This is a genomic window from Gordonia sp. J1A, from assembly GCF_055393515.1.
Genome location: NZ_AP041607.1, coordinates 2,097,571 through 2,121,041, shown reverse-complemented (window position 1 = coordinate 2,121,041; position 23,471 = coordinate 2,097,571). Strand labels below are relative to the sequence as shown.

19 protein-coding genes are annotated in these 23,471 nt (G+C 69.6%); 14 read left to right on the top strand and 5 right to left on the bottom strand.

The window, feature by feature from the left end:
* Nucleotides 1-2 precede the first annotated feature (2 nt).
* On the top strand, nucleotides 3-1,562 hold the full coding sequence (locus tag ACZ5QD_RS09955) for a DUF222 domain-containing protein (protein ID WP_464366718.1): 1,560 nt from the start codon (nucleotides 3-5) through the stop codon (nucleotides 1,560-1,562).
* On the opposite strand, the gene ACZ5QD_RS09950 is transcribed toward ACZ5QD_RS09955, so the two are convergent.
* Nucleotides 1,456-2,715, bottom strand: a complete 1,260-nt coding sequence (locus tag ACZ5QD_RS09950; RefSeq protein ID WP_464366717.1) for an Rv3212 family protein — start codon at nucleotides 2,713-2,715, stop codon at nucleotides 1,456-1,458. The two genes, ACZ5QD_RS09955 and ACZ5QD_RS09950, sit on opposite strands and share 107 nt — an antisense overlap.
* A gap of 35 nt (nucleotides 2,716-2,750) precedes the next feature.
* Entirely contained in the window at nucleotides 2,751-4,361 is a 1,611-nt protein-coding gene (locus ACZ5QD_RS09945) for a DEAD/DEAH box helicase (RefSeq protein ID WP_222111178.1), read from the bottom strand.
* 231 nt (nucleotides 4,362-4,592) lie between these two features.
* Between ACZ5QD_RS09945 and ACZ5QD_RS09940 the strand changes: the two genes are divergently transcribed.
* Genes ACZ5QD_RS09940 through acmB form a run of 3 tightly spaced genes read left to right on the top strand, consistent with a single transcriptional unit; the run spans nucleotide 4,593 to nucleotide 6,680 of the window.
* Nucleotides 4,593-5,237 carry a ferritin-like fold-containing protein gene (locus tag ACZ5QD_RS09940; RefSeq protein WP_006895521.1) on the top strand — a complete coding sequence of 215 codons (645 nt, stop codon included), beginning with the start codon at nucleotides 4,593-4,595 and terminating at the stop codon, nucleotides 5,235-5,237.
* Nucleotides 5,238-5,256: 19 nt separating this feature from the next.
* On the top strand, nucleotides 5,257-5,490 hold the full coding sequence (locus ACZ5QD_RS09935; RefSeq protein ID WP_045539973.1) for a DUF3107 domain-containing protein: 234 nt from the start codon (nucleotides 5,257-5,259) through the stop codon (nucleotides 5,488-5,490).
* 5 nt (nucleotides 5,491-5,495) lie between these two features.
* Nucleotides 5,496-6,680 carry a methyl acetate hydrolase AcmB gene (acmB, locus tag ACZ5QD_RS09930; protein WP_464366716.1) on the top strand — a complete coding sequence of 395 codons (1,185 nt, stop codon included), beginning with the start codon at nucleotides 5,496-5,498 and terminating at the stop codon, nucleotides 6,678-6,680.
* 22 nt (nucleotides 6,681-6,702) lie between these two features.
* Here acmB and ACZ5QD_RS09925 read toward each other — a convergent pair whose 3' ends face one another.
* Complete coding sequence (locus ACZ5QD_RS09925) at nucleotides 6,703-7,353, bottom strand: TetR/AcrR family transcriptional regulator (protein ID WP_006895518.1); 651 nt, start codon at nucleotides 7,351-7,353, stop codon at nucleotides 6,703-6,705.
* Nucleotides 7,354-7,451: 98 nt separating this feature from the next.
* Between ACZ5QD_RS09925 and ACZ5QD_RS09920 the strand changes: the two genes are divergently transcribed.
* The 4 genes from ACZ5QD_RS09920 to ACZ5QD_RS09905 are packed head-to-tail and all read left to right on the top strand — an operon-like array spanning nucleotide 7,452 to nucleotide 10,906.
* On the top strand, nucleotides 7,452-8,438 hold the full coding sequence (locus ACZ5QD_RS09920; RefSeq protein ID WP_045539968.1) for a DUF3152 domain-containing protein: 987 nt from the start codon (nucleotides 7,452-7,454) through the stop codon (nucleotides 8,436-8,438).
* A 60-nt stretch (nucleotides 8,439-8,498) separates the two neighbouring features.
* Entirely contained in the window at nucleotides 8,499-9,674 is a 1,176-nt protein-coding gene (gene moeZ, locus ACZ5QD_RS09915; RefSeq protein WP_045539966.1) for an adenylyltransferase/sulfurtransferase MoeZ, read from the top strand.
* Nucleotides 9,675-9,697: 23 nt separating this feature from the next.
* Nucleotides 9,698-10,003 carry a hypothetical protein gene (locus ACZ5QD_RS09910; protein ID WP_045539964.1) on the top strand — a complete coding sequence of 102 codons (306 nt, stop codon included), beginning with the start codon at nucleotides 9,698-9,700 and terminating at the stop codon, nucleotides 10,001-10,003.
* Between the two features lie 60 nt (nucleotides 10,004-10,063).
* Nucleotides 10,064-10,906: a TIGR02569 family protein gene (locus ACZ5QD_RS09905; protein ID WP_006895514.1), complete on the top strand. Its 843-nt coding sequence runs from the start codon at nucleotides 10,064-10,066 to the stop codon at nucleotides 10,904-10,906.
* On the opposite strand, the gene ACZ5QD_RS09900 is transcribed toward ACZ5QD_RS09905, so the two are convergent.
* Complete coding sequence (locus ACZ5QD_RS09900; protein WP_464366715.1) at nucleotides 10,903-11,229, bottom strand: MGMT family protein; 327 nt, start codon at nucleotides 11,227-11,229, stop codon at nucleotides 10,903-10,905. The genes ACZ5QD_RS09905 and ACZ5QD_RS09900 overlap by 4 nt on opposite strands.
* A gap of 2 nt (nucleotides 11,230-11,231) precedes the next feature.
* A complete protein-coding gene (locus ACZ5QD_RS09895; protein ID WP_006895512.1) occupies nucleotides 11,232-12,041 on the bottom strand; it encodes an alpha/beta hydrolase in 810 nt (269 codons plus the stop codon).
* Nucleotides 12,042-12,104: 63 nt separating this feature from the next.
* Here ACZ5QD_RS09895 and ACZ5QD_RS09890 point away from each other — a divergent pair, with 63 nt between their 5' ends.
* The 6 genes from ACZ5QD_RS09890 to ACZ5QD_RS09865 all read left to right on the top strand — a co-directional run bounded on the left by ACZ5QD_RS09890 (nucleotide 12,105) and on the right by ACZ5QD_RS09865 (nucleotide 23,345).
* A complete protein-coding gene (locus ACZ5QD_RS09890) occupies nucleotides 12,105-15,434 on the top strand; it encodes an ATP-dependent helicase (RefSeq protein ID WP_464366714.1) in 3,330 nt (1,109 codons plus the stop codon).
* Nucleotides 15,427-18,804 (top strand): ATP-dependent helicase, encoded by a 3,378-nt coding sequence (locus ACZ5QD_RS09885; protein WP_062368005.1) that lies wholly within the window; start codon nucleotides 15,427-15,429, stop codon nucleotides 18,802-18,804. Before ACZ5QD_RS09890 ends, ACZ5QD_RS09885 begins: the two co-directional genes overlap by 8 nt.
* 96 nt (nucleotides 18,805-18,900) lie before the next feature.
* Complete coding sequence (locus ACZ5QD_RS09880) at nucleotides 18,901-19,965, top strand: potassium channel family protein (RefSeq protein ID WP_006895509.1); 1,065 nt, start codon at nucleotides 18,901-18,903, stop codon at nucleotides 19,963-19,965.
* Nucleotides 19,965-20,879, top strand: coding sequence for an NAD(+) diphosphatase (gene nudC / locus ACZ5QD_RS09875; RefSeq protein ID WP_006895508.1), 915 nt, complete (start codon nucleotides 19,965-19,967; stop codon nucleotides 20,877-20,879). Before ACZ5QD_RS09880 ends, nudC begins: the two co-directional genes overlap by 1 nt.
* Before the next feature lie 45 nt (nucleotides 20,880-20,924).
* On the top strand, nucleotides 20,925-21,185 hold the full coding sequence (locus tag ACZ5QD_RS09870) for a mycoredoxin (RefSeq protein ID WP_006895507.1): 261 nt from the start codon (nucleotides 20,925-20,927) through the stop codon (nucleotides 21,183-21,185).
* A 111-nt stretch (nucleotides 21,186-21,296) separates the two neighbouring features.
* The gene (locus tag ACZ5QD_RS09865; RefSeq protein WP_006895506.1) at nucleotides 21,297-23,345 is read left to right on the top strand and encodes an ATP-dependent helicase; all 2,049 of its coding nucleotides are present in this window, start codon (nucleotides 21,297-21,299) and stop codon (nucleotides 23,343-23,345) included.
* Nucleotides 23,346-23,471 lie beyond the last annotated feature (126 nt).

The window sequence follows — 23,471 nt, the reverse complement described above, 5'->3', positions numbered from 1 at the left end:
CATTGATCGATGCAGCGGCGGTCAAACTCGCCGAGACCTCCCTGTCGCCGGAGACCGAACCGGAACTGCTGGCCCACACACAGACCGCCGAACGGATCCGGCGCCGCTGGGACGGCATCTCCGCTGCGCTGCTGGTGGAGGTCTCCGACCGCAACGCTCACCGAACCGCCGGCTATCTGAATCCGCACCAATACCTCTCTCAAGGGCTGCGGCTCGGAACCCGCGAGGCGAGTCGACGGCTCCGGATGGCCGAGGCGATCGGCGAGTTCTCCAACTTCCAAGGGCAGACGCTGCCTCCCCGGAAGCCGGCGACCGCTGCTGCGGTGGCGGCCGGGACTGTCGGCGCCGAACACGCGTTAGTGATCTCCGCGGTGCTGGCGAAAGTACCGGGCTGCATCTCGCCGGAGGTCAAGGCCCGTGCGGAGGCCGAACTCGCTCAGGCTGCGGCTGGGTTGAATCCGGATGATCTGGGCAAGGTCGGTGACCGGCTGCTCGCCCATCTGGATCCGGATGGTCAGGAGAGCGATCACGTCGACCGGCAACGCCAACGCGGAATCACGATCCTCCCGCAAGACCGCCAGTTGATGAGCAAGGTCCGCGGCGCGATGACTCCGGAGTTGCGGGCGAAGTTCGAGGTGATCTTGACCGCCTGGGCCGCGCCCGGGATGAACAACCCCACCGACCCGGATTCGCCCACCGGCACCATCGACGCCGAGAGCATCGACGCTGAGGCTTTGGCGGCGGCGCGGGGTCGGGATCTGCGCAGTGCCGCTCAGCGCACGCATGATGCGTTGCTGGCGTTGTGTGATTACGTTCTCGCCCACGGCGGGCTGGGTGCACCGAGCCGGATACCAGCCGAGTTGGTCATCACCGTCACCGATCAGGAACTCGCCGCCCACGCCGGCATCTCCCTGACCGCCACCGGCACCCGTGTGCCGATCGGCGAGTTAGTCCGGCTCGCCGCCGAGGCTGTGCCGCACCTGGCCGTGTTCCGGAATCACACCAGCGAGATCCTCTACCAAGGCCGCGGGGCTCGATTTGCGAGTAAGGCGCAGCGGTTGGCGTTGTTCGCCCGCGACCGCGGCTGCACCGCCCCCGGCTGCACCGCCCCCGGCTGCGACCGCCCCTTCGCCCAAACCCAGGCCCATCACGCACCGGACTGGATCACCCCGGCCGGACGTACCGACGTCGATGCTCTCGGCGCCGCGTGCGGGCGCCACAACCGCGCCGTCGGCACCAACCGCGGACAATGGGAGACCACCATCCTCACCGACGGACCCGACGGACCCGACGCCGGACGCATGGCCTGGCGACCAGCCACCACTAACGGACCCTGGCGCCTGAACACCATCCACCACGCCGGACAACCGAAGAATCTGCACCCGCCGGACTCAGATGGAAGACGGTCGTCGCGCCCCGCGATTCTCAGTGCAGAGGACAGCGGCCCTGTCACACTCAGCGCAATGCGACGACCTGCGTGCCCCGCTGCTCGAGGATCGTATCGCCGAGCACGCGCAGCGCCACCGGTCCGACCACCTGACCGCGATCCACCGGAATGCTGAACTCCTCGTGGCCGTCGAACACCCGGCGCACGCTGATGGCCCCTGGCATCGGCACCAGCAGTTGCCCCGCCATCACCGCCCCGGGTCCGATGGCATCTGTCACCTGGAACATCGGGTTTCCATTCGAGGCGTCCAGTACCACGGTGGCCTTGCCGGTCCAGAACGAGACGACACCCTGATCGATGATCGGATCGCTCCGCTCGGGAACCTGGGCGTCACCGGCCACCGGGTGTTCGCTTCGGCTCTCGGCTTGCGGTGTGAACAGGCGCAGACGCGGTCCCTGCGGGCCGCCGACGGAACCGGACGGGTCGGCGCCGCCGTCGTAGACCACGATCGTGGAATCGGTCGCCGCCACCACTCGGGGAGCGGGACCCGCTGCCGATGTGGTGATCAGGGTCGAACCCCACTGGCGGATCTTCTCGTCGCTGGTCAGATTCGAACTGAGCACCGTCAGCCGGTAGCCGGGATCGTCATCGCATCGCTCCACGATCGCCACCCGATCCGCACCGGAGACCGCAGAGTACAGCCGGCAATGGGTGCGGTCGGGCGCCACGTCGGGGTTCACCGGTGCCGTGACACGCCCGTACTCGATGCCGCGCACCAGATTCGAACCCCACGTCTCGAGGCGCGTCGGGCCGTACAGGAGGGCGTAGGCGGTATCGATGGAGAGGTGGACGGTGTCGTCGGCGTCACTGGTGCGGGCGGCGTGACGAGCACCGTCGGAACCTCGCAACGATGTGACCTCGCTGCAACCCCGGCTGTTCCGGTACACCGCGAGCACGTCGTTGTCGCCGCCGGTCCATCCCGCGGCCGCCGCGCACAGCGGCAGATTCCGCCGGTAGCTCCAGAGGTCGCTTCCGTCGCTCAGCCGATGCGCGACCACCGTGCCGCCGGACGCGGTCACCAGGGAGTCGCGGGTGATCTGCGGGACAGTGGTGACGTCCGACTGCGCGGACCAACGGACCGAGATCTCGCGCGGAACGTTCTCAGCCGGCAGCTGGACCGGAGCGGGTGTCGTCGCGGTCACCGACTCGGTATGGCGGGCGGGGCTGGTCCACCAGACGGCGACACCCGCCGCGACCACGATCGCCGCGATCAACGCGGTCACGATGAGGTCGGTGCGGGTGCGCCGTTCGGGTTTGATCCGTCCCATTCTCGCGAGGGTATGCGAAAAGCGTCCGGGCGGAGCTACTCGGCCGCTGCCGCGGGCGCTGCGTCGCGCGAAGCGCCGTCACTGCCCTCACCGGACTTCGCACCACCGCTGCGACGACGACGGCGGCGGCGCGGCCGCTTGGCCTCACCATCGGCCTCCGGCTGCTCGGTCGAGGCGGCGGAACTCTTCTCCGCCTGCTCGGCGTCGTCCGCCGATGATGCGGTCGTGGCGCCCTCGGCGCCGGCGGGCTTGCCGCCCCTGGTGCGACGCCGCTCACGCTTGGGACGATCGGCGCGCGGCGCGCGCGGCTCCCGCCGTTCGTCGGACGAACGCTCCGGGGCGCCGATACGGCCGTTGGCGTCCGCGGGGATGCCCAGATCCTCGCGCAGATGCTCGGAGGTGGAGTAGGTCTCCGCCGGGTCGGGCATGCCGAGGCCGAGCGCCTTGTCGATCAGCTCCCAGCGATGCAGTTCGTCCCAGTCCACAAGGGTGATCGCGATGCCGGTGCGCCCGGCGCGCCCGGTGCGTCCGATGCGATGCACGTAGGTCTTGTCGTCGTCCGGGCACTGGTAGTTGATGACGTGGGTGACGTCATCGACGTCGATGCCGCGCGCCGCGACATCGGTGGCCACCAGTACGTCGATCTTGCCGTCACGGAACTTGTTCAGCGCCTTCTCACGGGCAACCTGGCCGAGGTCGCCGTGCACCGCGCCCACCGAGAAGCCACGCTCGGCGAGGTCGTCGGCCACCTTCTGCGCGGTGCGCTTGGTGCGGGTGAAGATCATCGTCGCGCCACGGCCCTCCGCCTGCAGCACACGGGCCACCAGTTCGGCCTTGTCCATTGCGTGGGCGCGGTAGACGTACTGGGTGGTCCGCTCATGCACCGCGGAGTCGTTCGCGTGCTCGGCGCGGATGTGCGTCGGGCGGTTCAGGAAGGTCCGCGCCAGGGTGACGATCGGACCCGGCATGGTGGCCGAGAACAGCATCGTCTGCCGGTCGGTGGGCAGGGCTCCCATGATCCGCTCGATGTCCGGAAGGAAGCCGAGGTCGAGCATCTCGTCGGCCTCGTCGAGCACGAGCACTCCGACCTTGCCGAGGACGAGGTGTCCCTGCTGCGCGAGGTCGAGGAGGCGTCCCGGCGTGCCCACGACGACGTCGACGCCGGCCTGGAGTTCGGCGATCTGCTGCTCGTAGGGGCGGCCGCCGTAGATCGACGTGATCTTCATCGGGCGAACGGTGCCGTTCGAGAGCGTGACGTCGACGCCCTTGGCGGCGGTCTCGAGGTCTTCGGTGACCTGGACGCAGAGTTCGCGGGTCGGCACGATGACGAGGGCGCGCGGAGTGTTGTCGAGTGCGCGCAGGCCGGTCGCCTCGGCGTTGGCGAGCCGGTGCATCAGCGGGATGCCGAATCCGTAGGTCTTGCCCATGCCGGTGCGCGCCTGACCGATCAGATCGGAGCCGGCCAGCGCCAGCGGCAGGGTGAGTTCCTGGATCGCGAAGGTACGGGTCTTGCCGTCGGCCTCGAGGGCGGCGACGATCGCGGGGTCGACGCCGAGTTCGGCGAAGGTCGGGGCGGTGTGCTCCTCGTCGACGATCGTCGTCTGGACGTCGTCGGTGGCTTCGCCCACCGTGGGATCAATGGTCATATGCAGTTCAAGCCTCTCGCGGGTGTTCGCGCACGCACACAAGAGAGGCCACGGGGTCCTGATCGTTAGTCCGGACCCTCGGCGGCCGGGCCCGGAGGCCCTTCGCAGGTGCGCGCTCAATGTCCGACGGGCCGCTCGAAGTGGCCGCGCGGTGCCCATGAACGTGCATTCGGCGAGCGGAACGGCGACTCGTCTGTCTCCGAGTGTACCGCCTTGCATACTCTGACTTGCATGTCGAACAACGCAGCGGCCATTCGCAAGCTCTACGAAGTCCTTCTCGCGGGCGAGTTCGCCGCGTGCTATCGCCTGATCGAAGAGTCCGCGATGGCGCCGACGACTGCCGACCGCATCGCAATCGCGCGACTGATCGCGGCCGAGATGGGCCACTTCGAGGTGTTGGCCGAGCAGATCCGCTCGGACGGCGGCGCACCCGAGGAAGCAGTGGCCGCGCACGCCCGGGTGTTCGACGAGTATCACCGCGTGACGACACCGACGTCGTGGCTCGAGGTGCTGGTCAAGATGCACGTCGGTGACGGTCTGGCCGCCGACTTCTACGCCGAGATGGCCGATGTGATGCCCGAAGAGGTGCGTCCGACGATGAAATCGGTGATGGCCGAGACCGGTTCGTCGCAGTTCGCCGTCGACCAGGTGCGGGCGGCGGTCGCCGCCGATCCGGCCGTGGCGTCGCCGCTGGCGCTGTGGGGCCGTCGATTGCTGGGTGAGGCGATCACGCACATGCAGTGGGTTCTCGCCGAGGAGGAAGACGTGATGGCGCTGCTCTTCGAAGGTGATGCGACGCTTGCCAACGCCGCCGCATTCTTCGACAACATGGCGGCTCGCCACGGGCAGCGCATGGCCGAGCTGTCGCTGGCGTGACGAGTAGGATTCCGAAGTTATGAGCGTTGAAGTCAAGATCGGTATCGAGAACAGCCCGCGCGAGTTGGCATTCACCTGCCCGGACAAGGCCGATGACGTGTACGCGGCCGCCGACCGCGCGCTGAGCGGAACCGACGCCGTGCTGTCGCTGACCGATGACAAGGGATCGCGCGTGCTGGTCCCGGCAGCCAAGATCGCCTACGTGGAGGTCGGCAGCGCCGAGAACCGACGGGTCGGCTTCGGGGCGGCCTGAGCTCGATGAGCGGAGTCGACTCCGACCGACTCAGGGCGTTGCTCGACGATGCGGTGACCGGTCCGGACTCCGACCGGGTGCCGGGCGTCGTCGCCTCGGTGACCGACGCGAGGGAGACGGTCTTCACCGGCGCGGCGGGGAGCACGAGCGTCGCCGAGGGCCGCCCGATGACGGCCGACACGGTCGTCGCCCTGTACTCGGCTAGCAAGCCGCTGACCGGCACGGCCGTGCTGCAGTGCGTCGAGGAGGGGCTGATCGACCTCGACGCGCCGGCTGCGCAGTACGTGCCGGAGATCGCCGAGATCGGCGTGCTGGACGGTTTCGAGCCCGACGGGAGTCCGCGGATCCGTTCGGCAGCGACGCCGGTTACCACTCGGATGCTGCTGCTCCACACGGCCGGATTCGCCTATCCGTTCTTCGACGAGAACTACCGCTCCCTGGTGCGGCAGGGCCATTACCCGGATGTGGTGACGGCGACGCGTGCGTCACTGATGACGCCGCTGCTGTTCGACCCGGGTACGCGCTGGAACTACGGATCGAACATGGACTGGGCCGGGCTCGTGGTCGAAGCAGTACGCGGCGCACGGCTGGGGGAGGTTCTCGCTGAGCGGGTCTTCGCCCCGCTGGGCATGGACGATTCGGGATTCCTGCTCACCGATGCCATGCAGGAGCGCCGCGCCGCCGTGCATCTGCGCAGGCCGGACGGTTCGCTCAAAGCCACCGGCATCGTCATGCCGCAGAACCCCGAGGTCCAGATGGGTGGTCAGGGCCTGTACTCCACAGTTCCGGACTACATCCGATTCCTCCGCATGTGGCTGCGCGGCGGGGCGGGCGACGGTGGGCGCGTGCTCCGCAGCGACACCGTCGAGTGGGCGGCTCGCAACGGTCTCGCCGAGGGGCAGCGGGTCACGGCGTTGCGGGGCGTCGACCCGGTGATCACGCACGACGCCGAGTTCTTCCCGGGTCTGCCGAAGTCGTGGGCCTACACGTTCATGGTGAACGACGACGCTGCGCCGACGGGCCGGAGTGCGGGTTCACTCGCCTGGGCCGGCCTGGCCAACCTGTACTTCTGGATCGATCGGTCCGCGGACATCGCCGGGATGTGGGCCTGTCAGGTACTGCCGTTCGCAGACCCCGCCGCCCTGCGCCACGCTCTCGGCTTCGAGAGCGCCGTCTACCGGTCCATGTAGACGGACCGGTTCTCGGAAGTTCTCAGTCGTCGCCCGGAGTCTGGCGGGGAATGCCGGCCAGACCGCCCCAGAGCAGCGCCGCGGTGATCTCCACCGCGCTGGCCTTGTCGATGGGGCGGCTAGCGTCCACCCAGTACCGAGCGTTCACGACACTCGCACCGACCAGTCCCGCGGCGAGCATCCGGGACCGGTACGGATCCATCCCCGAATCCTGCATGACGAGACCGTGGACGGCGTCGACGCAGGCCTCGGTGGCGCCTTCCACACGCCGGATCACGGCCGGGTCCATGGCGTCGGAGGCGAAGATGAGGCGGTATCCGGAGTTGTCGTCGTCGATGAAGTCGAAGAACGCCTCGACAGCCGCGAGGACACGACGGCGGTTGTCGACGGTGGTCAGCAGCGCCCGGTTCACGTCGGCGACGAGCTTCTCCGCGTGCGAATCGACCACGGCGATGTAGAGGTCGAGCTTCGACGGGAAGTGCTGGTACAGGACCGGCTTGCTCACACCGGCGTGAATCGCGATCTCATCCATTCCGGCGGAGTGATAGCCGCGCTCGACGAAGATCTCACTGGCGGCGTCGAGAAGCTGGCGGCGGCGTGCACTTCGCGGAAGGCGCGTGCTCGAGCGCCCGGCTGCGGCCGGAGCCGACGTCTGGGAACTGGGAGACGACATTCCCAAAGGATACTCGGAGCGCTTCAGATCACACTCATCCGGATCGCGGCCGAGGGTGGATGCGAGGTGAGAGGGGGCATCTATGAGAAAGTTGTGGCGTGACCGGTACACCAGACAACGGGGCGCAGCGTCCCCGCCGCCCGCGGCCCGACCAGCCGCTGCGTGCCCGCTGGGATCCGATCTCCGACAGCGGACGGTCGCGCTCCGAGCGGGTGGAGCGGCGCAAGCGCAGCACCCTGGGGCGGTTCGTCAGCACATACGGCTGGCGCGCCTACGCCATTCCGGTGCTGGCCGTACTCACCGTGGTGCTGCTAGTGATGACCGTCCGCAATGACGGCGACACCGCGGTCGACAAGACCGCCGCTACCGGTGACGACGTACGCAACACCCACGTGCAGGACGAGACGACGCCGATCGGCGCCCCGACCGGGCAGATCCAGGAGGCGGCGCTGCCCGCCGGCGCCCTGCCCGGAGGCGGTCCGTTCACGCGCAAGGGAGACGAGGTCTACCGCGTGGTGCGCGGCACCGGCGACAAGCTGGGCACGGCCAAGCAGGTCTACACGTACACGGTCGAGGCGGAGAAGGGACTGTCGCCGCAGGACTACGGCGGCGACCAGGCCTTCGCGAAACTCGTCGACACGACGCTGGCGAATAAGAAGAGCTGGATCGGTGACGGCCGCGTCTCCTTCCGCCGCATCGACACCGGCGAGCCGGATCTACGGATCTCGCTCACGTCGACCGACACCGCCCGCGAACTGTGTGGATATCAGATCAAGCTGGAGACCTCATGCTTCTATCCGCCCGACAAGCGCGTGGTGATCAACGAGGCGCGGTGGGTGCGCGGCGCGCAGGCCTTCCAGGGCGACGATCTGACGTACCGCCAGTACCTCATCAACCACGAGACCGGTCACGGCATCGGATATGAGAAGCACCAGCCGTGCAAGGAGAACGGTGCGCTCGCGCCGATCATGATGCAGCAGACCTTCGGTACCGCGAATGCGCAGATCATGGCGCTCGACCCGGACATGGAGGCCGACCGTACGCTGGTCTGCAAACCGAACGCCTGGCCCTTCCCCGCGAACTGACCACCGCCCGCTGACGGGATGGCTGGGACGTATTCGGGATCGGAGACGGAGGTCTGAAGAATGTCGTCCTTGCCGCCACTGGTGGAACCGGCAGCCGAACTGAGCCGGGACGAGGTCGCGCGCTACAGCAGGCACCTCATCATCCCGGACGTCGGCGTCACCGGGCAGAAGCGGCTGAAGAACGCCAAGGTGCTGGTGATGGGCGCGGGCGGGCTGGGGTCTCCGACTCTGCTCTACCTCGCGGCGGCCGGAGTCGGCACCATCGGCATCGTCGACTTCGACGTGGTCGACACGTCCAATCTGCAGCGCCAGATCATTCACGGGCTGGGCGACGTCGGCCGACTCAAGACCGAGAGCGCGCGCGACTCGATCGCCGAACTGAACCCGTTCGTCGACGTCCGGCTGCACAACCGGCGGCTGGAGGCGAAGGACGCGGTCGACCTGTTCTCGGAGTACGACCTGATCCTCGACGGCACCGACAACTTCGCGACGCGATATCTGGTGAACGACGCCGCGCTGCTGGCCGGGAAGCCCTACGTGTGGGGATCGATCTACCGGTTCCAGGGGCAGGTGTCGGTGTTCTGGGAGAACGCTCCCGACGGTCGCGGCGTCAACTATCGCGACCTCTATCCGCAGGCGCCGCCCCCGGGCTCGGTACCGTCCTGCGCCGAAGGCGGCGTCCTCGGAGTGCTGTGCGCGTCGATCGGCTCGATCATGGCGACCGAGGCGGTGAAACTGATCTGCGGCATCGGTGAACCGCTGCTCGGCAGGCTGATGGTGTACGACGCGCTCGAGATGACCTACCGGACCGTGCGCCTCCGCAAGGATCCGCAGGGACGGCCGGTGACCGCACTGATCGACTACGACGAGTTCTGCGGCGTGGTGACCGACGAGGCCGCTGCGGCGGCCGCCGGGTCCACCCTCACCCCGGCGCAGGTCGACGCGGCGCTGCGTTCGGAGGCGCCGCCCGCGCTGATCGACGTCCGCGAGCCGGTGGAGTTCGAGATCAATCGCATCGCGGGCGCACAGCTGATCCCGAAGGGAGAGATCCTGTCGGGACGTGCAATTGGAGACCTGCCGCACGATCGGCCGATCGTGCTGTATTGCAAGACCGGAATCCGATCGGCGGAGGCGCTCGCCGCACTCAAGAGATCCGGGTTCGACGACGCCGCACACCTGCAGGGCGGCATCGTGGCGTGGGCCGCGCAGATCGATCCGACCATGCCGGTCTACTGAGCGCGGCTGTCACAATCGGCGACATGACCAGGCGACCGAGAGCACTGCTGCCCGCCGCGTTCAACACGGCGGCGGTGGCTGCGGCCGGGGTGGCGACGGGCCTGATGGCTGCCGTCCCGCTGTGGTTCCTCATCCCGGTGCTCGTGCCCGGCCTCGACCCGCTGTGGACGTACATCGGGGCGTGCGTGCTGGCCGTGGCCGGGTCGGCGGCGGCGATCGCCGTTCGGCTGACCGGTACCGCGCGCATGCTGGCACTGGTCTTTCCGCTCGGCTTCGCTCTGGCGTGTGCGGTGCCGCCGGTGGTGAGCGAACTGGTGCAGAGCCTCTGACTGGACCGGTGTCGCTGCCCGGGAACGTCAGGCGTCCTGGGTAATCTGACGGACGTGACCATGATTGTCGAGCCGCCCGAACAGGTGTTGACCACGTTCGGCCTCACCGCGCATCCGCCCATCGCGATGGACGGCACCGGATGGCGCGTCGGCGAGGTGGTCCTGACGCTGGTTCCCGATCACGCGCGCGCCGCATGGTCGGCCACTGCGCGAGAGAACCTGTATGTCGAGGGAATGCGGATCGCGCGGCCCATCCGCGCCACCGACGGCCGTTACGTGGTGTCCGGCTGGCGGGCCGACACCTATGTCGCGGGCAGTCCCGAACCCCGGTACGACGAGGTCGTGGCGCTCGCTGACCGGCTGCACGCGGCGACGGCCAAACTCGAACGACCCCGCTTCATGCTGCAGCCGCCCGCGCCGCCGTTCAACGACGTCGACGTCTTCGTCGCGGCAGACAGGGCCGCCTGGGAGGACGTTCCGCTGCGGACGGCGCGCGCCGCGGGAATGCCGGAGCCGACGAGCGAGGACGGGGAGCGCAGTCTCGCCGAACTGAAGATCCTCGGGAGTCTCCGCCGACCCGTCGACCTGCCGTCCCAAGTGGTGCACGGCGACCTTTTCGGCACGGTGTTGTTCGCGGGTGCCGCAGCTCCGGCGATCACGGACATCGTTCCGTACTGGCGTCCCGCGTCGTGGGCCGCGGCCGTGGTGGTCGTCGACGCGCTCGCATGGGGCGGTGCCGGCGAGGACCTGGTGGAGCGGTGGTCGAATCACCCGGAGTGGCCGCAGATGCTGCTGCGCGCGGTCATGTTCCGGCTCGCCGTCCACGGCATGCATCCGCGGTCGACCGCCGGTGCGCTGCCCGGACTTCTCAGGGTCGTCGACCTCGTCCGGATGATGGTTTAGTCCGGAACTCCCGTCGGTCCCGGACCGTCGGGGCGCATCCGGTGCGACTTCAGATCGATGCGGTCGTCGACGATTCGGACGCCTTCTTCGCGCAGTCGAGTCAATTGCCGCGCACGCAGGCCCGGCGCGGGACGGCCGGAGGCCGGAACCACCCGATGCCACGGCAGGTCTGCCGAGTCGGTCCGCATGATCCACCCGACGATGCGCGGGCTGGACAGTCCCGCGGCGGCGGCGAGGTCGCCGTAGGTGCTCACCGCTCCCGGTGGGATGGCGGCGACCAGGGCCCGTACCGCCGCCACCTGATCCTCGGTGACCGCGGCCACGGCTACAGCAGGTCGCGCACCAGCGCGGCGCAGAAGTCGGGGACGAGGAACGGGATCATGTGCTCGGTGTCGACGCGGTGCACCGTCACCGTGTCCGCGCGCTCGGCGGCGCAGGCGGCGAGGAACTCCTGCCGGACGAAGGGCGGCTGCACCCGCTCGGCGACCACGACGTGCGTCGGGATGCCGGCGGGCGGGAGACGGAAGGCGCCGCTCATCTCGCTCCACGCGGTCGCGGCGGCCGGGGCCGACACTCGCCAGGCCACGCGTCCGCCGGCCGCCGGAACCAGGTGTTCGGCGATCTCGGCGTCGAGCACGTCGGCGGGCACCGCACTCCAGCCCTCCATCCGCTTGGCGGCTCTGGCGTCGTCGGCGTCCTGGTAGCCCCAGTTCGCCATCGACGTCTCGGCGATGAACCGGGCCCGTTCGGGGTCGAGACCTTGGGCCGGATCGAGCAGGACGAGGCCGCGAAACGCATCCGGCCGGCGCTCGGCGAGGGCCAGGGTCACCGCGCATCCGAAGGAGTGGGCCACCGCGACGACTGCCTGCCCGACGGGGACATGAGCGTCGAGGGCCGCGCCGAGCGCATCGGCGTGTTCGATGATGCTCCACGGCGGCTCCCAAGGGCTGCGGCCGTGACCGAGCAGGTCGGGCGCCACCACCCGTGTGCCGGGCAGGTGGTCGGCGGCCATCTGCTCCCAGCGGCGCCCGTGCCCGGTGAGGCCGTGAACCGCCAGTACCGCAGGCGCGCCGGGATCGTCGGTACCGAACAGGTGCGTGTGCAGCGTGCGCGTCGGCGAGGCGGGTCCGGGCATGCCTCGACTCTAATGGGGACTTCCGCCACCGGGACTGTCGGAGGCGCGTGCTTCCATAGGTTCATGACCCGTCCCAGCACCCGACTCGTCGCCGCGCCCGCCCCGGCGGACGGCGTGCGGTCGTGGCCGGCGTCGGCGTCGGCGGTGATCGGGGGACGGCACCGCGCCGATCCCTCGCGGCCCTGGCGGCCCTGGCGCGTGCACGGCGGTCCGGGAACGGGCAAGACGTCGCTGATCGTCGACGCGGCGGTGGCGCGGCTGCTCGACCCGGAGGTACACCCGGAGTCGGTGCTGGTGCTGGCGGCGAATCGTCGGGCCGCCGGTGAGCTGCGGTCGGAGATCACCCGGCGTGTGCTCTCGGCGGGCGGGAGTCTGGGCGGGGCCCTGCGGGAGCCGCTGGTGCGGACGGTTCACTCGTACGCCTTCGCGGTGCTGCGGCTGCAGGCGTCGGCGCACGGCAATCCGCCGCCGCGGCTGATCACCGGATCGGAGCAGGACGTCATCTTGCGCGAACTGCTCGCCGGCGATGTGGAGGACGGTGCCGAGTACTGGCCGGAATGGCTGCGACCGGCGCTGACGACCGACGGTTTCGCGCAGGCACTGCGCGACCTGATGATGCGGGCCGCCGAACGCGGGTTGGGACCGGACGATCTCGCCGAGCTCGGACGCCGGCACAACCGGCCGGAGTGGGTGGCCGCGGGACATGCCTTCCGCCAGTACGAGGAGGGAATGCTGCTGCGCGGGGCGGTCGGGCTCGATGCACCCGAGGCGAGTGTGACCGCGGTCGACGCCGCCGAGCTGATCGGTTCCGCGCTGTCGGCGTTCGCCACCGACCCCGAGGTCCTCGCCGGACAGCGGCAGCGCATCCGTCATGTCCTGGTCGACGACGCCCAACACCTCGACCCCCAGGCTGCGTTCCTGGTGCGCTTGATCGGGACCGGCGCCGACTCGACGGTGGTCACGTCGGACACCGATCAGTCCGTGTTCGGGTTCCGCGGCGCGGATCCGGCGTTCGCGGACGGGCTCACCGAGGACGATCCGGAACGAGACGTGGAATTGACGACCGACTACCGGGGTTCGCCCGCGGTGAACGCGGTCGGGCGCGCGCTCGCGCGGCGGCTTCCGGGGAGCCGGCCCCACGGCTATCCCGAACCGGCCGACCGAGGCGATGACGCGGCCCGCCGTGGACACGCCGACGTCCGGGTCTTCTCGTCCGCGGCGAAGGAAGCGACGGCGGTGGCGGACATGATGCGGCGCGCCCACCTCTTCGACGGGGTGCCGTGGTCGGAGATGGCGGTCGTGGTGCGGTCGGTGCCCAGAGCACTGCCCGCGCTGCGGCGGGCGTTCTCCTCGGCGGGGGTGCCGATGGCCACGCCCGCCACCGACGTCCCGATCCATCGGCAACGTGCGGTCGTGGCGTTCATGTTGATTCTCCGGGTGGCTGGGGGCGGGCCGCCGCTGGACGCCGACGAGGTGGTGTCGTTGCTCACCGGACCGGTCGGATCCGCCGATCCGTCCGGTCTGCGTCGGCTCCGCAGGGGAATCCGGCGCATCGACGAAGCGCGCGGTCGAGATGCCGATTCGCTGAGCTCGCTCGCCGCGGCCCTGGGCGATGCCGACCTGATGGACGTCTATCTGGCCGGTCTCACGGACTTCGAGGCGATCGCTCTCAAGCAGGTGTGCAAGGCGGTGGACGCCGCGCGAGCGGCGGAGGCGGCAGGCGTCGGCGTGGAGGAGACTCTGTGGCGCGCCTGGCGGGCCAGCGGACTCGAGCGGAGGTGGACCGCGCAATCGCTGCGGGGCGGACGCGGCGGCGACCAAGCCGACCGGGACTTGGACGCGATGCTCGCCATGTTCGAGGCGGCGGGGACCTTCGCCGACAACCTTCCGGCTGCCGGGGTATTGGGCTTCGTCGATTACCTCGGCCAACTCCAGATCCCGCGCGAGTCGCGGATCGCGGTGTCGGGCACGGAGGCGGTCGCGGTGGTGTCGGCACACGCCGCGACCGGCCGCGAATGGGAGGTGGTCGCGGTGCCGGGTGTGCTCGACGGTCTGTGGCCGTCGCTGCGCAGCCGGGGCAGCGTGCTGGGGACACCCGCGTTGATCGACCTGTTGAGCGGAGTGGGCGCCGACGCCGTCGACACCATCGCGCGCGGTTCGGTGATGCTCGCAGACGAGCGGCGACTGCTGCTCGTGGCATGCAGCCGGGCACGGTCGCGGTTGCTGGTCACGGCGGTCGAGGACGGCAGCGGCGACGCATCGCCGTCGCGGTTCGTCCCGGAACTGGCCGACGCGGTCGGCGGCTACGGCGCCGACGCAGACGGCGGCGAAGACGCCGACGAGGAAGTGCCGATCGATCCCGGTGTCAGGCGCGTGCTGTCGCTGCCGTCGCTCGTCGCCGAACTGCGGGCGGTGGTGGTGTCCGGCGCGGACGCCGACGGCGGACCCGACGAGCGGACGCGAGTGGCGGCGGCGCTGCTCGCCGATCTGGCTCAGGCCGGGGTGCCGGGCGCGGCTCCGGCCGACTGGTTCGGTCTGATGGGACCGAGCACGCAGAAGCCTCTGTGGACGGCGGACGACGGTCCTCGCACGCTCTCGCCGTCCAACGTGGAGGCCTTGACCAAGTGCTCGCTTCGATGGGTGCTGGAGCGGCACGGCGGGCGTGACGGCGACGCCGAACAAGCGGTCACCGGAACTCTGGTGCACACGCTGGTGCAGGCGGTGGCCGGCGACATGGATCGCGCAGAGGTCACCGAGGCGCTGCACGAGGTCTGGGGGAGGGGCTCGTCTCCTGCCCAGTGGTACAGCGCGCGCGAGTTGGAGCGGGCCGAAGGCATGCTCACCAACTTCCGCGACTGGCTGCGGCTGTCCCGGGCCGAGCTCACCGAGGCCGGTGTCGAGGTGGAGGTGGACGCCACGCTGCCCGCGGGCGTCGACGAGGCGGGGAACGCGTTGCTGCCGGTGCGGTTGGTGGGCCGCATCGACCGGCTGGAGACGGACGGCTCGGGTCGGCCGGTGGTGGTCGACGTCAAGACCGGTAAGACGCCGATCCGCGCCGCCGATGCCGAGATCCACCCGCAGCTGGCGTCCTACCAGTTGGCGTTGAAGTTGGGTGGGGTCCGGGCGAGCGCAGCGACGAGGGTTGCCGCTGACCCCGGTGGCGGTCGGCTCGTGTACGTCGCGAATGCGAACAAGACCACCGGTGCGGCCGAGCGTGTGCAGCCGCCGCTGACGCCGGAGCAGGTGGAGGAGTGGATCGCAGTGGTTCGGGAGGCCGCGCGTGCCAGCGTGGGACCGGTCTTCGCAGCGACGCCGAACAGCGGGTGCGGACACTGTTCGCTGTCGCAGTCGTGCCCCGCGCAGCTGCGGGGGAAGGCGGTCATCGATGACTGATTCGTTGGTCCGGGAAGAGAGGTCGAGGCGGGCGCCGAGGATCGGGGCGCGGTCGCTGGCATCCGCCTTGGGACTGCCGCCGCCGACCCCGGAACAGGTGGAGGTGATCGAGGCTCCGCTGGAGCCGATGCTCGTGGTGGCCGGCGCGGGCGCGGGAAAGACCGAGACCATGGCTTCCCGCGTGGTGTGGCTGGTGGCGAACCGGCTCGTGGGACCGGAGGAGGTGCTCGGCCTCACGTTCACCCGCAAGGCGGCGAGCGAGCTCGCCGCCCGAATCCGACGCCGGCTGTCGATGCTCGCGGGGAGCCCGGCTCTGCTCGAATGGGATCCGGGCGGCGAGTTGGCGAGCCGGTTGCGCAGCGCGGACGCGGAGGTGAGCACGTATCACGCTTATGCGGGCCGTCTCATCGCCGATTACGGGCTGCTGTTGCCCGTGGAACCCACGGCCACTCTCCTCAGCGAGACCGAACTGTGGCAGTTGGCGTTCTCGGTGGTCGCGTCGTGGCCGGGTGAGCTGAAGACCACGAAGGTTCCCGCGTCGGTAACGGAGGCGGTCTTGCGCCTCTATTCGGAGATGGCAGAGCATCTGGTCGGCGTCGACGATCTGCGGGCGGCGGGTACCGACCTGTATCGCTTGGTCGACACCCTCCCGAAGGGGCCGGGGCAGCGCGCCGAACCCAACAAGAAGCTCCGCGACATCCAGGCGGTCATCGACGAACGCCGGGAGTTGATTCCGCTGGTGTCGGCGCTCCGCGAGGCGATGGCGGCGCAGGGTGCGCTTGATTTCGGCAGTCAGATGTCGCTGGCCGCCCGACTGGTGTCGGAGCATCCCGAGGTCGTCGACGCCGAGCGCGCCGGTATCAAGGCGGTTCTGCTGGACGAGTACCAGGACACCGGCCACTCACAGCGGATTCTGCTGTCGGTGTTGTTCGGCGGGCATTCGGTCGGCGGCAGGCGGGCGATCGCGGTCACGGCCGTCGGCGATCCGATCCAGTCGATATACGGCTGGCGTGGTGCCTCGGCAGCCAACCTCCCGCGCTTCGCCCGCGACTTCCCGCGCCCGGACAGCAGGGACGCTCATCGCCGGGAGCTGCTGACCAGTTGGCGGAACTGCCGCGGTGCCCTCTACTTGGCGAATCGGACCTCGGAGGAGTTACGACGCCGGGGCGTGCCGGTGAGCGTCCTGCGAGCCCGTCCCGACGCGCCCGCGGGCACGGTTCGCCTGGCACTCACCGAGACCGTCGTCGAGGAGCGATCATGGATCGCCGACCGCATCGAGGACTACTACACGTCCGCTCAGCGGGACGGGGTCGCGCCGCCGACCACCGCGATCCTCGTGCGACGCAACGAGGATTCGGCGCCGCTCGCCGCGGAACTGGAACGGCGGGGCATCCCGGCCGAAGTGGTCGGCATCGGCGGACTGCTGCACGTTCCGGAGATCACCGACATCGTTGCGACGCTGCGACTGATGGCCGATCCGATGGCCGGCACCGCCGCGATGCGACTGCTCACCGGTGCACGATGGCAGCTGGGGGCGGCGGATCTCGCCGCGCTGTGGCGCCGCGCGCGCGAGCTCGCCGCGGGCGTCGGTGCGCCGACCACCGGTGCCGTCACCAGCCGGGAGGCGCTCGACGAGGCCCTGGACGCGGCGTTGCCGGGCGAGGCCGTCGACTCGGCGGGACTGTGCGATGCGCTCGCCGACCCGGGCGACGCCTCCCGCTACAGTGCGGCCGGATACGAACGGATCACGACCTTCGGCAGGCAGCTCGACGGATTGCGACGACGGATCGGCCAACCGCTGCCCGAGCTGGTGGCCGACGTCGAACAGACGATCGGCGTGGCGGTGGAGGCGCAGATCCGTGCGCGCCGGATGCGCGGCGAGGTCACCGGGCGTGAACACCTCGACGCCTTCGCCGAGTACGTGACCCACTACGCCGAGCGTCCGGGGGCGACTCTCCCCGGGTTGCTCGCCTTCCTCGACGCCGCCGAGACCGTCGAGAAGGGACTCGAAGCCGGGCAGGTGGAAGTGGCGCAGCAGCGGGTCCAGATCCTGACCGTGCATGCGGCGAAGGGCCTCGAATGGGATGTGGTGGCGCTGCCGCACGTGGCCGAGCGGATCTTCCCGAGTGGAAAGGCGGAGACCACCTGGCTCGGCTCGGCGCGGGAACTGCCCGCGGAGTTGCGCGGAGATCTCGCACGCGACGGTGACGAGGGCTTCCCGCCGCTCGACCTCACCGACGTCGGCGACCGCAAGGAACTCGAGGCGGCGATCGACGCGCATAAGGAGGCGATCGGCCGACGGCGGCTCGAAGAGGACCGTCGCCTGCTGTACGTCGCGCTCACCCGCGCCAAGCACACACTGCTCGTCTCCGCGCATCACTGGTCGGAATCGGGAGACAAGCCGCGCGGTGGTTCGGAGTTCTACATCGAGCTGGCCGAACTCGTCGCCGACGCCGCGGCCGGCCGTGCCTCCGACGAGGTGGAACCCTCGGGCTTGCACATCGACGTCGACGCGCCGCCGCCCGCACCGGATGCCGCCAACCCTCTCACCGAGCAACAGATCAGCGTCGCCTGGCCGGTGGACCTCCTCGGCGACCGGCGTGCTCCGATGATCGCGGCCGCCGAACTGGTCGACGCCGCCCGCGCCGAGCGGGCATTGTTCGCCGTCGCCGATACCGAGCCGGCGGATGTGGACGCGCGCGAGTGGCAGCGCGAAGTGGCCGTCCTGCTCGAGGAGCACGCGCGGGCGGGGGAGACGACGGTGGACGTGGAACTGCCGGGACACCTCTCGGTGAGTCAATTGGTGGAACTCGACTCCGACCAGGAGGCATTCGCGGCCCGTCTCCGGCGGCCCGTCCCGTATCGCCCCAACCCCATGGCACGACGCGGTACGGCGTTTCACGCCTGGGTCGAGCGCAGGTTCGGCGCCACGCGGCTGCTCGACGTCGACGAGCTTCCGGGAGCCGCCGACGCGACAGCCGGACCCGCCGAGGACGATCTGGATCTGTTGCGCAGCCGGTTCCTCGCCTCCGAGTGGGCCGACCGCACGCCGCTGGAGGTGGAGGTCGGCTTCGAGACGGTCATCGGATCGACGGTGGTCCGCGGGCGGATGGACGCGGTCTTCGCAGACGGCGACGGCGCGTTGATCGTCGACTGGAAGACCGGCGCCGTACCCGAGCCGGCGCGGCGCAAGCCGCTGTTCGTTCAGTTGGCCGCCTATCGTGTCGCGTGGTCTCAGCTGTCGGGAATCCCCCTAGAGAAGGTGCGGGCGGCCTTCGTCTACGTGCGGCACGACTTCACTCTGGAACCGGCCGATCTCCCCGGCCCCGATGAACTCGCGCGGATCCTCGCCGACCCGGGCGCATCGTGACCGCTGCCATCGTGACCGCTGACCGTCGGCGGTCCGGTCCATGCAGTAGCCTCCCATGCGTGATGTCACAGTCGGCGCGGGCGAGGTGGAGTTCCCGTGCGTGAGCGGTTACGGCGGCGGCGCGGCGGCGGACTGGTGGACGAGCCGGACTACGCGCTCGTCGGCGTCGTCCGGATCCCGGAGCATGAGAAGAGCCCGGCGCGGGCGATCGGCAGGCGCGTGGCGTGGGCTTTGACCGCGCTGCTCGTCTGCTCGGTGGTGGTCTATCTGGATCGCGACGGATACCACGACGCCCGCGACGTCCCGATGAGCTATATCGACGCGCTGTACTATTCGGCGGTCACCCTGTCGACCACCGGTTACGGCGACGTCACTCCGATCACCGAGTCGGCACGATTGGTCAACATCGTCTTCATCACCCCGCTGCGCGTGCTGTTCCTGATCGTGCTGATCGGTACGACCCTCGAAGTCCTGACCGAGCGTTCGCGGCAGGCGATCAAGATTCAGAGCTGGAGGAATCGGGTGCGCAACCACACCATCGTCATCGGCTACGGCACCAAGGGGCGCACAGCGATCGACGCGGTGATCGCCGACGGCGTCAAGCCCGCCGAGATCGTCGTGGTCGACAAGGACCCGAACGCGCTCGAATCGGCGAGTGCTCACGGTCTGGTCACCGTCCGCGGCGACGCCACCAAGTCCGACGTGCTGCGGCTCGCCGGCGTCCAGCACGCCTCCGCGATCGTGGTGGCCGCCAACCGAGACGACACCGCGGTGCTGGCGACGCTGACCGCACGCGAGATCAATCCGCGCGCCAAGATCGTTGCGTCGATCAACGAGGCCGAGAACACCCACCTGATGCGGCAGTCGGGCGCCGACTCCGTCGTGGTCTCGTCGGAGACCGCCGGTCGTCTCCTCGGCATCGCCACCATCACCCCGTCCGTGGTGGAGGTGGTGGAGGATCTGCTCAGCCCAGAAGAGGGTTATGCGATCGCCGAACGTGAGGTGGAACCGTCGGAGACCGGCGGTTCACCGGCGCACACCAAGGATCTGGTCCTCGGTGTGGTGCGCGACGGCAAGCTGTACCGGGTCGGAGACGAACGCGTCGAGGAGATCGAGGTCGGCGACCGACTGCTGTACGTCCGCCAGGGCGGATCGGTCTGATGGCCTCGTTCGAGCTCGTCGAACCGCCGCTGCTGTCGCGGGCGGAGATCGACCGCGCCGACCAGGTGCGCAAAGACCCGGAGCGTCTCGCTGCGGGATGGGCGCAGGCGCGCGTCCTGCCGGTGGACCACCGCGGCCGCTATCCGGTCACCGACCGCGGCGCGCTGCGATGGGCGCGGGCCGCGGAGTACGGTGCTGAACCGGTCGCGGGAGCGGTCTTCCTGGGGGTGGCGGACTGCGATCTGTGGGCCGTTCGGGTGGATGAGGTTCACGAGCCGGTGGCCGATCCGCGAACAGGCGCCCATCTGCTCTCCGCCGACGAGGCGGGACTGCTGGCGACAGCGCTGGGGGTGCTGAACTGGCACCGCACCGCGCAGTTCTCGCCGGTCGACGGCCGCCCGCTCGATCTCGTGCAGGGCGGTTGGCTGCGCCGCGACGGCGGTTCGGGTGCCGAGGAGTATCCGCGCACGGACCCGGCGGTGATCATGCTCGTGCACGACGGAGCCGACCGTGTCCTTCTCGGCCGGCAGGCCGTGTGGCCCGACCGTTGGTTCTCCACGCTGGCGGGTTTCGTCGAGCCGGGAGAGTCGCTGGAGCAGTGCGTTCGGCGCGAGGTGTTCGAGGAGGCGGGGATCCGGGTCCACTCGCCGCAATACCTGGGCTCGCAGCCGTGGCCGTTCCCGAGGTCGCTGATGCTGGGTTTCGAGGCGCTCGGCGACCCCGCCGAACCGCTGACCTTCCGCGACGGCGAGTTGGGCGACGCGAAGTGGTTCCACCGGGACGAGGTGCTCGAGGCGCTGGCGCGCGAAGACGACTGGGGCGCCGACAACCCCGGCTCGCGGCTGATGCTGCCGGGATCGGTATCGATCGCACGGAGCCTCATCACCGGTTGGGCTCGGGCACCGAGGCGCTGATACCCCGCGCCTCCGACGACTCCCGGAATGTGCTGAGATTGCGGCATGAGTGATGCGGCAGCGAACCCGGAACTGACTCTGTACACCACCTCCTGGTGTCCGTTCTGCAACCGGCTGAAGGCCGGTCTGGAACGCAACGGCGTGGAGTGGACCGAGATCGACATCGAGGCCGACCCGGACGCCGCCGAGTTCGTCGGCAGCGTCAACGGCGGCAACCACGTCGTTCCGACCGCTCTCTACGCCGACGGGTCTACGGCGACCAACCCGTCCGTCGGCGAGGTGATGAGCAGGCTCGGCAGGCTGTAGGACGGCCCAGCGCGGGGGCTCGGGCCGCCGGCTGGGCTCCCACGACACTGAGGAACCGGCTCTGAACTGCGGAGACGAGCAGTGTCGCAGGGGCATGAGAACGTAGTAGGCATGACAGTGATCGGGCATCCAGCGGCGGAAGGCGGAGTCACCTCAGGCCTTGATCCAGAACAGCTCGAAGCGGTTCTCGCGCCCCGAGGACCCGTCTGCGTGCTCGCCGGCGCGGGTACCGGCAAGACGCGCACCATCACCCGGCGGATAGCGCATCTGGTCGACTCCGGGCAGGTGAACCCCGAGCAGGTGCTGGCCGTCACGTTCACCGCGCGAGCGGCCGCGGAGATGAGGGAACGGCTGGAGTCGCTCGGCGTCGCCGGACCCGGCAACCGGATCGCCGCCCAGACCTTCCACGCCGCCGCCATGCGCCAGCTCCGCTACTTCTGGCCGATGGCGATGGGCGACATGCGCTGGGAACTGCTGGAGCACAAGTTCCGGATGGTCGGTAGAGTCTCGCGCGAATTGGGCCTCGACGTCGCCGACCGCGATCTGCTGCGGGATCTGGCGTCGGAGATCGAATGGGCGAAGTCGTCGGGTCTGGGTCCGGGGCAGTATGCGGAGGCGGCGCGACGCACCCACCGCGACCTTCCGGCCGACCCTGCGACGGTCGCGCAGGTGTTCTCCGCGTATGAGGCGGCCAAAGTCGCGCCGAACGGCGACCGACTGCTCGATTTCGAGGATCTGCTCACCTTCACCACCACGATCCTGCGGTCGGACCCGTCGATCGCCGAAGAGTTCCGGTCCCGCTACCGCAGCTTCGTGGTGGACGAATACCAGGACGTCACTCCCATCCAGCAAGACCTGCTCGACGCATGGCTCGGCGGACGCGACGACCTCACCGTCGTCGGCGACGCGAATCAGACCATCTACAGTTTCACCGGCGCGACGCCGACGTACCTGCTCGACTTCACCCGCCGGTACCCGGAGGCCACGCTGGTGCGACTGCAGCGCGACTACCGCTCCACTCCGGAGGTCGTGAGTCTGGCGAACGCGGTCATCGGCAAGGCCCGCGGCCGCATCGCGGGCACGCGGCTCAAACTCGTGGGCCAACGGCCGTCGGGACCGGAACCGGTCTTCGCCGGATTCGACGACGAGATCGCCGAAGTGGTCGGAGTGGTGGCGAAGATCCGGTCGTTGATCCGCACCGGTGTCCCGGCCTCGGAGATCGCGGTGCTCTACCGGGTCAACGCTCAGTCCGAGGCTTACGAGGAGGCGCTGTCGGAGGCGGGGATCGACTACCAGGTCCGCGGCGCGCAGAGCTTCTTCGAGCGGCCCGAGATCGTGGCGGGGATGCGGCGCCTGACGTCTCTGGCGGCGGGGGCCGCACCCCCGCCGATGGCGCCGGTGGACGCCGTGCGGCATGCGCTGCACTCCGTCGGGCTCACCGAGTCCGAGCCGAAGGGCGCCAACGCGCGTGCGCGATGGCAACAGCTGCTGCGTCTGATGGAGATCGTGGAGTCGATCGCCGGGGAGTCACCAGAACTGGACTTCGCCGGACTGGTGGCAAGGCTCGAAGAGCGGTCGCGGATGCGACACGCGCCGGTCGGTGCGGGCGTCACGCTGTCGTCGATGCACGCGGCCAAGGGCCTCGAATGGGATGCGGTGTTCCTGACCGGACTGCATGAGGGATCGATGCCGCTCGGGCGTGCGTCCAAGACCACCGAAGAAGTCGAAGAGGAGCGCAGGCTCTTCTATGTTGGTGTCACGCGGGCACGTGAACACCTGCACCTGTCGTGGAGTCTTTCGAGAGGGGAGGGGCGGGGCGCCAAGCGTCGGCGTTCCCGATTCCTCGAGGCACTGGTGCCGAATCCGGCCGCCGACCTCGATCCGCTGCCCGAGCGCCGCGACCCCGATCCCGACGTCCTCGCCGCGCTGACCGCCTGGCGCAAGGACTTCGCCGAGTCCGAGGGTATCTCGGCGGTCAACGTGATGAGCGTGTCGATGATCCGCTCGATCGCCACTGCGGTGCCGACTTCGATCGACGAGCTGGCGAAGGTGCGCGGCTTCGGAGCGGAGCGGGCAGACGTGATCGGGGCGCGGATCCTTGACGTGATCGATGCCGCCCTCCCCGGGCGCCGACGCGGCGAAACCGCAGGTAGAAAATAAGTTGTGCGCCGTTGGCGGCGCGCATACAGTACAGAAGTACATCACGCGGTGCGGAGATCCTCTGTGCCGTCCGGAGCCGCACGAGAGAAGGGAATCGACCAGTGAACTGGCAGACAGTACATCTCG

Coding starts and splice junctions, on each gene's coding strand:
- ACZ5QD_RS09950 (WP_464366717.1), bottom strand. CDS start 2,715: ATGGGACGGATCAAACCCGAACGGCGCACCCGCACCGACCTCATCGTG.
- ACZ5QD_RS09945 (WP_222111178.1), bottom strand. CDS start 4,361: ATGACCATTGATCCCACGGTGGGCGAAGCCACCGACGACGTCCAGACG.
- ACZ5QD_RS09940 (WP_006895521.1), top strand. CDS start 4,593: ATGTCGAACAACGCAGCGGCCATTCGCAAGCTCTACGAAGTCCTTCTC.
- ACZ5QD_RS09935 (WP_045539973.1), top strand. CDS start 5,257: ATGAGCGTTGAAGTCAAGATCGGTATCGAGAACAGCCCGCGCGAGTTG.
- acmB (WP_464366716.1), top strand. CDS start 5,496: ATGAGCGGAGTCGACTCCGACCGACTCAGGGCGTTGCTCGACGATGCG.
- ACZ5QD_RS09925 (WP_006895518.1), bottom strand. CDS start 7,353: ATGTCGTCTCCCAGTTCCCAGACGTCGGCTCCGGCCGCAGCCGGGCGC.
- moeZ (WP_045539966.1), top strand. CDS start 8,499: ATGTCGTCCTTGCCGCCACTGGTGGAACCGGCAGCCGAACTGAGCCGG.
- ACZ5QD_RS09910 (WP_045539964.1), top strand. CDS start 9,698: ATGACCAGGCGACCGAGAGCACTGCTGCCCGCCGCGTTCAACACGGCG.
- ACZ5QD_RS09905 (WP_006895514.1), top strand. CDS start 10,064: ATGATTGTCGAGCCGCCCGAACAGGTGTTGACCACGTTCGGCCTCACC.
- ACZ5QD_RS09895 (WP_006895512.1), bottom strand. CDS start 12,041: ATGCCCGGACCCGCCTCGCCGACGCGCACGCTGCACACGCACCTGTTC.
- ACZ5QD_RS09890 (WP_464366714.1), top strand. CDS start 12,105: ATGACCCGTCCCAGCACCCGACTCGTCGCCGCGCCCGCCCCGGCGGAC.
- ACZ5QD_RS09885 (WP_062368005.1), top strand. CDS start 15,427: ATGACTGATTCGTTGGTCCGGGAAGAGAGGTCGAGGCGGGCGCCGAGG.
- nudC (WP_006895508.1), top strand. CDS start 19,965: ATGGCCTCGTTCGAGCTCGTCGAACCGCCGCTGCTGTCGCGGGCGGAG.
- ACZ5QD_RS09870 (WP_006895507.1), top strand. CDS start 20,925: ATGAGTGATGCGGCAGCGAACCCGGAACTGACTCTGTACACCACCTCC.
- ACZ5QD_RS09865 (WP_006895506.1), top strand. CDS start 21,297: ATGACAGTGATCGGGCATCCAGCGGCGGAAGGCGGAGTCACCTCAGGC.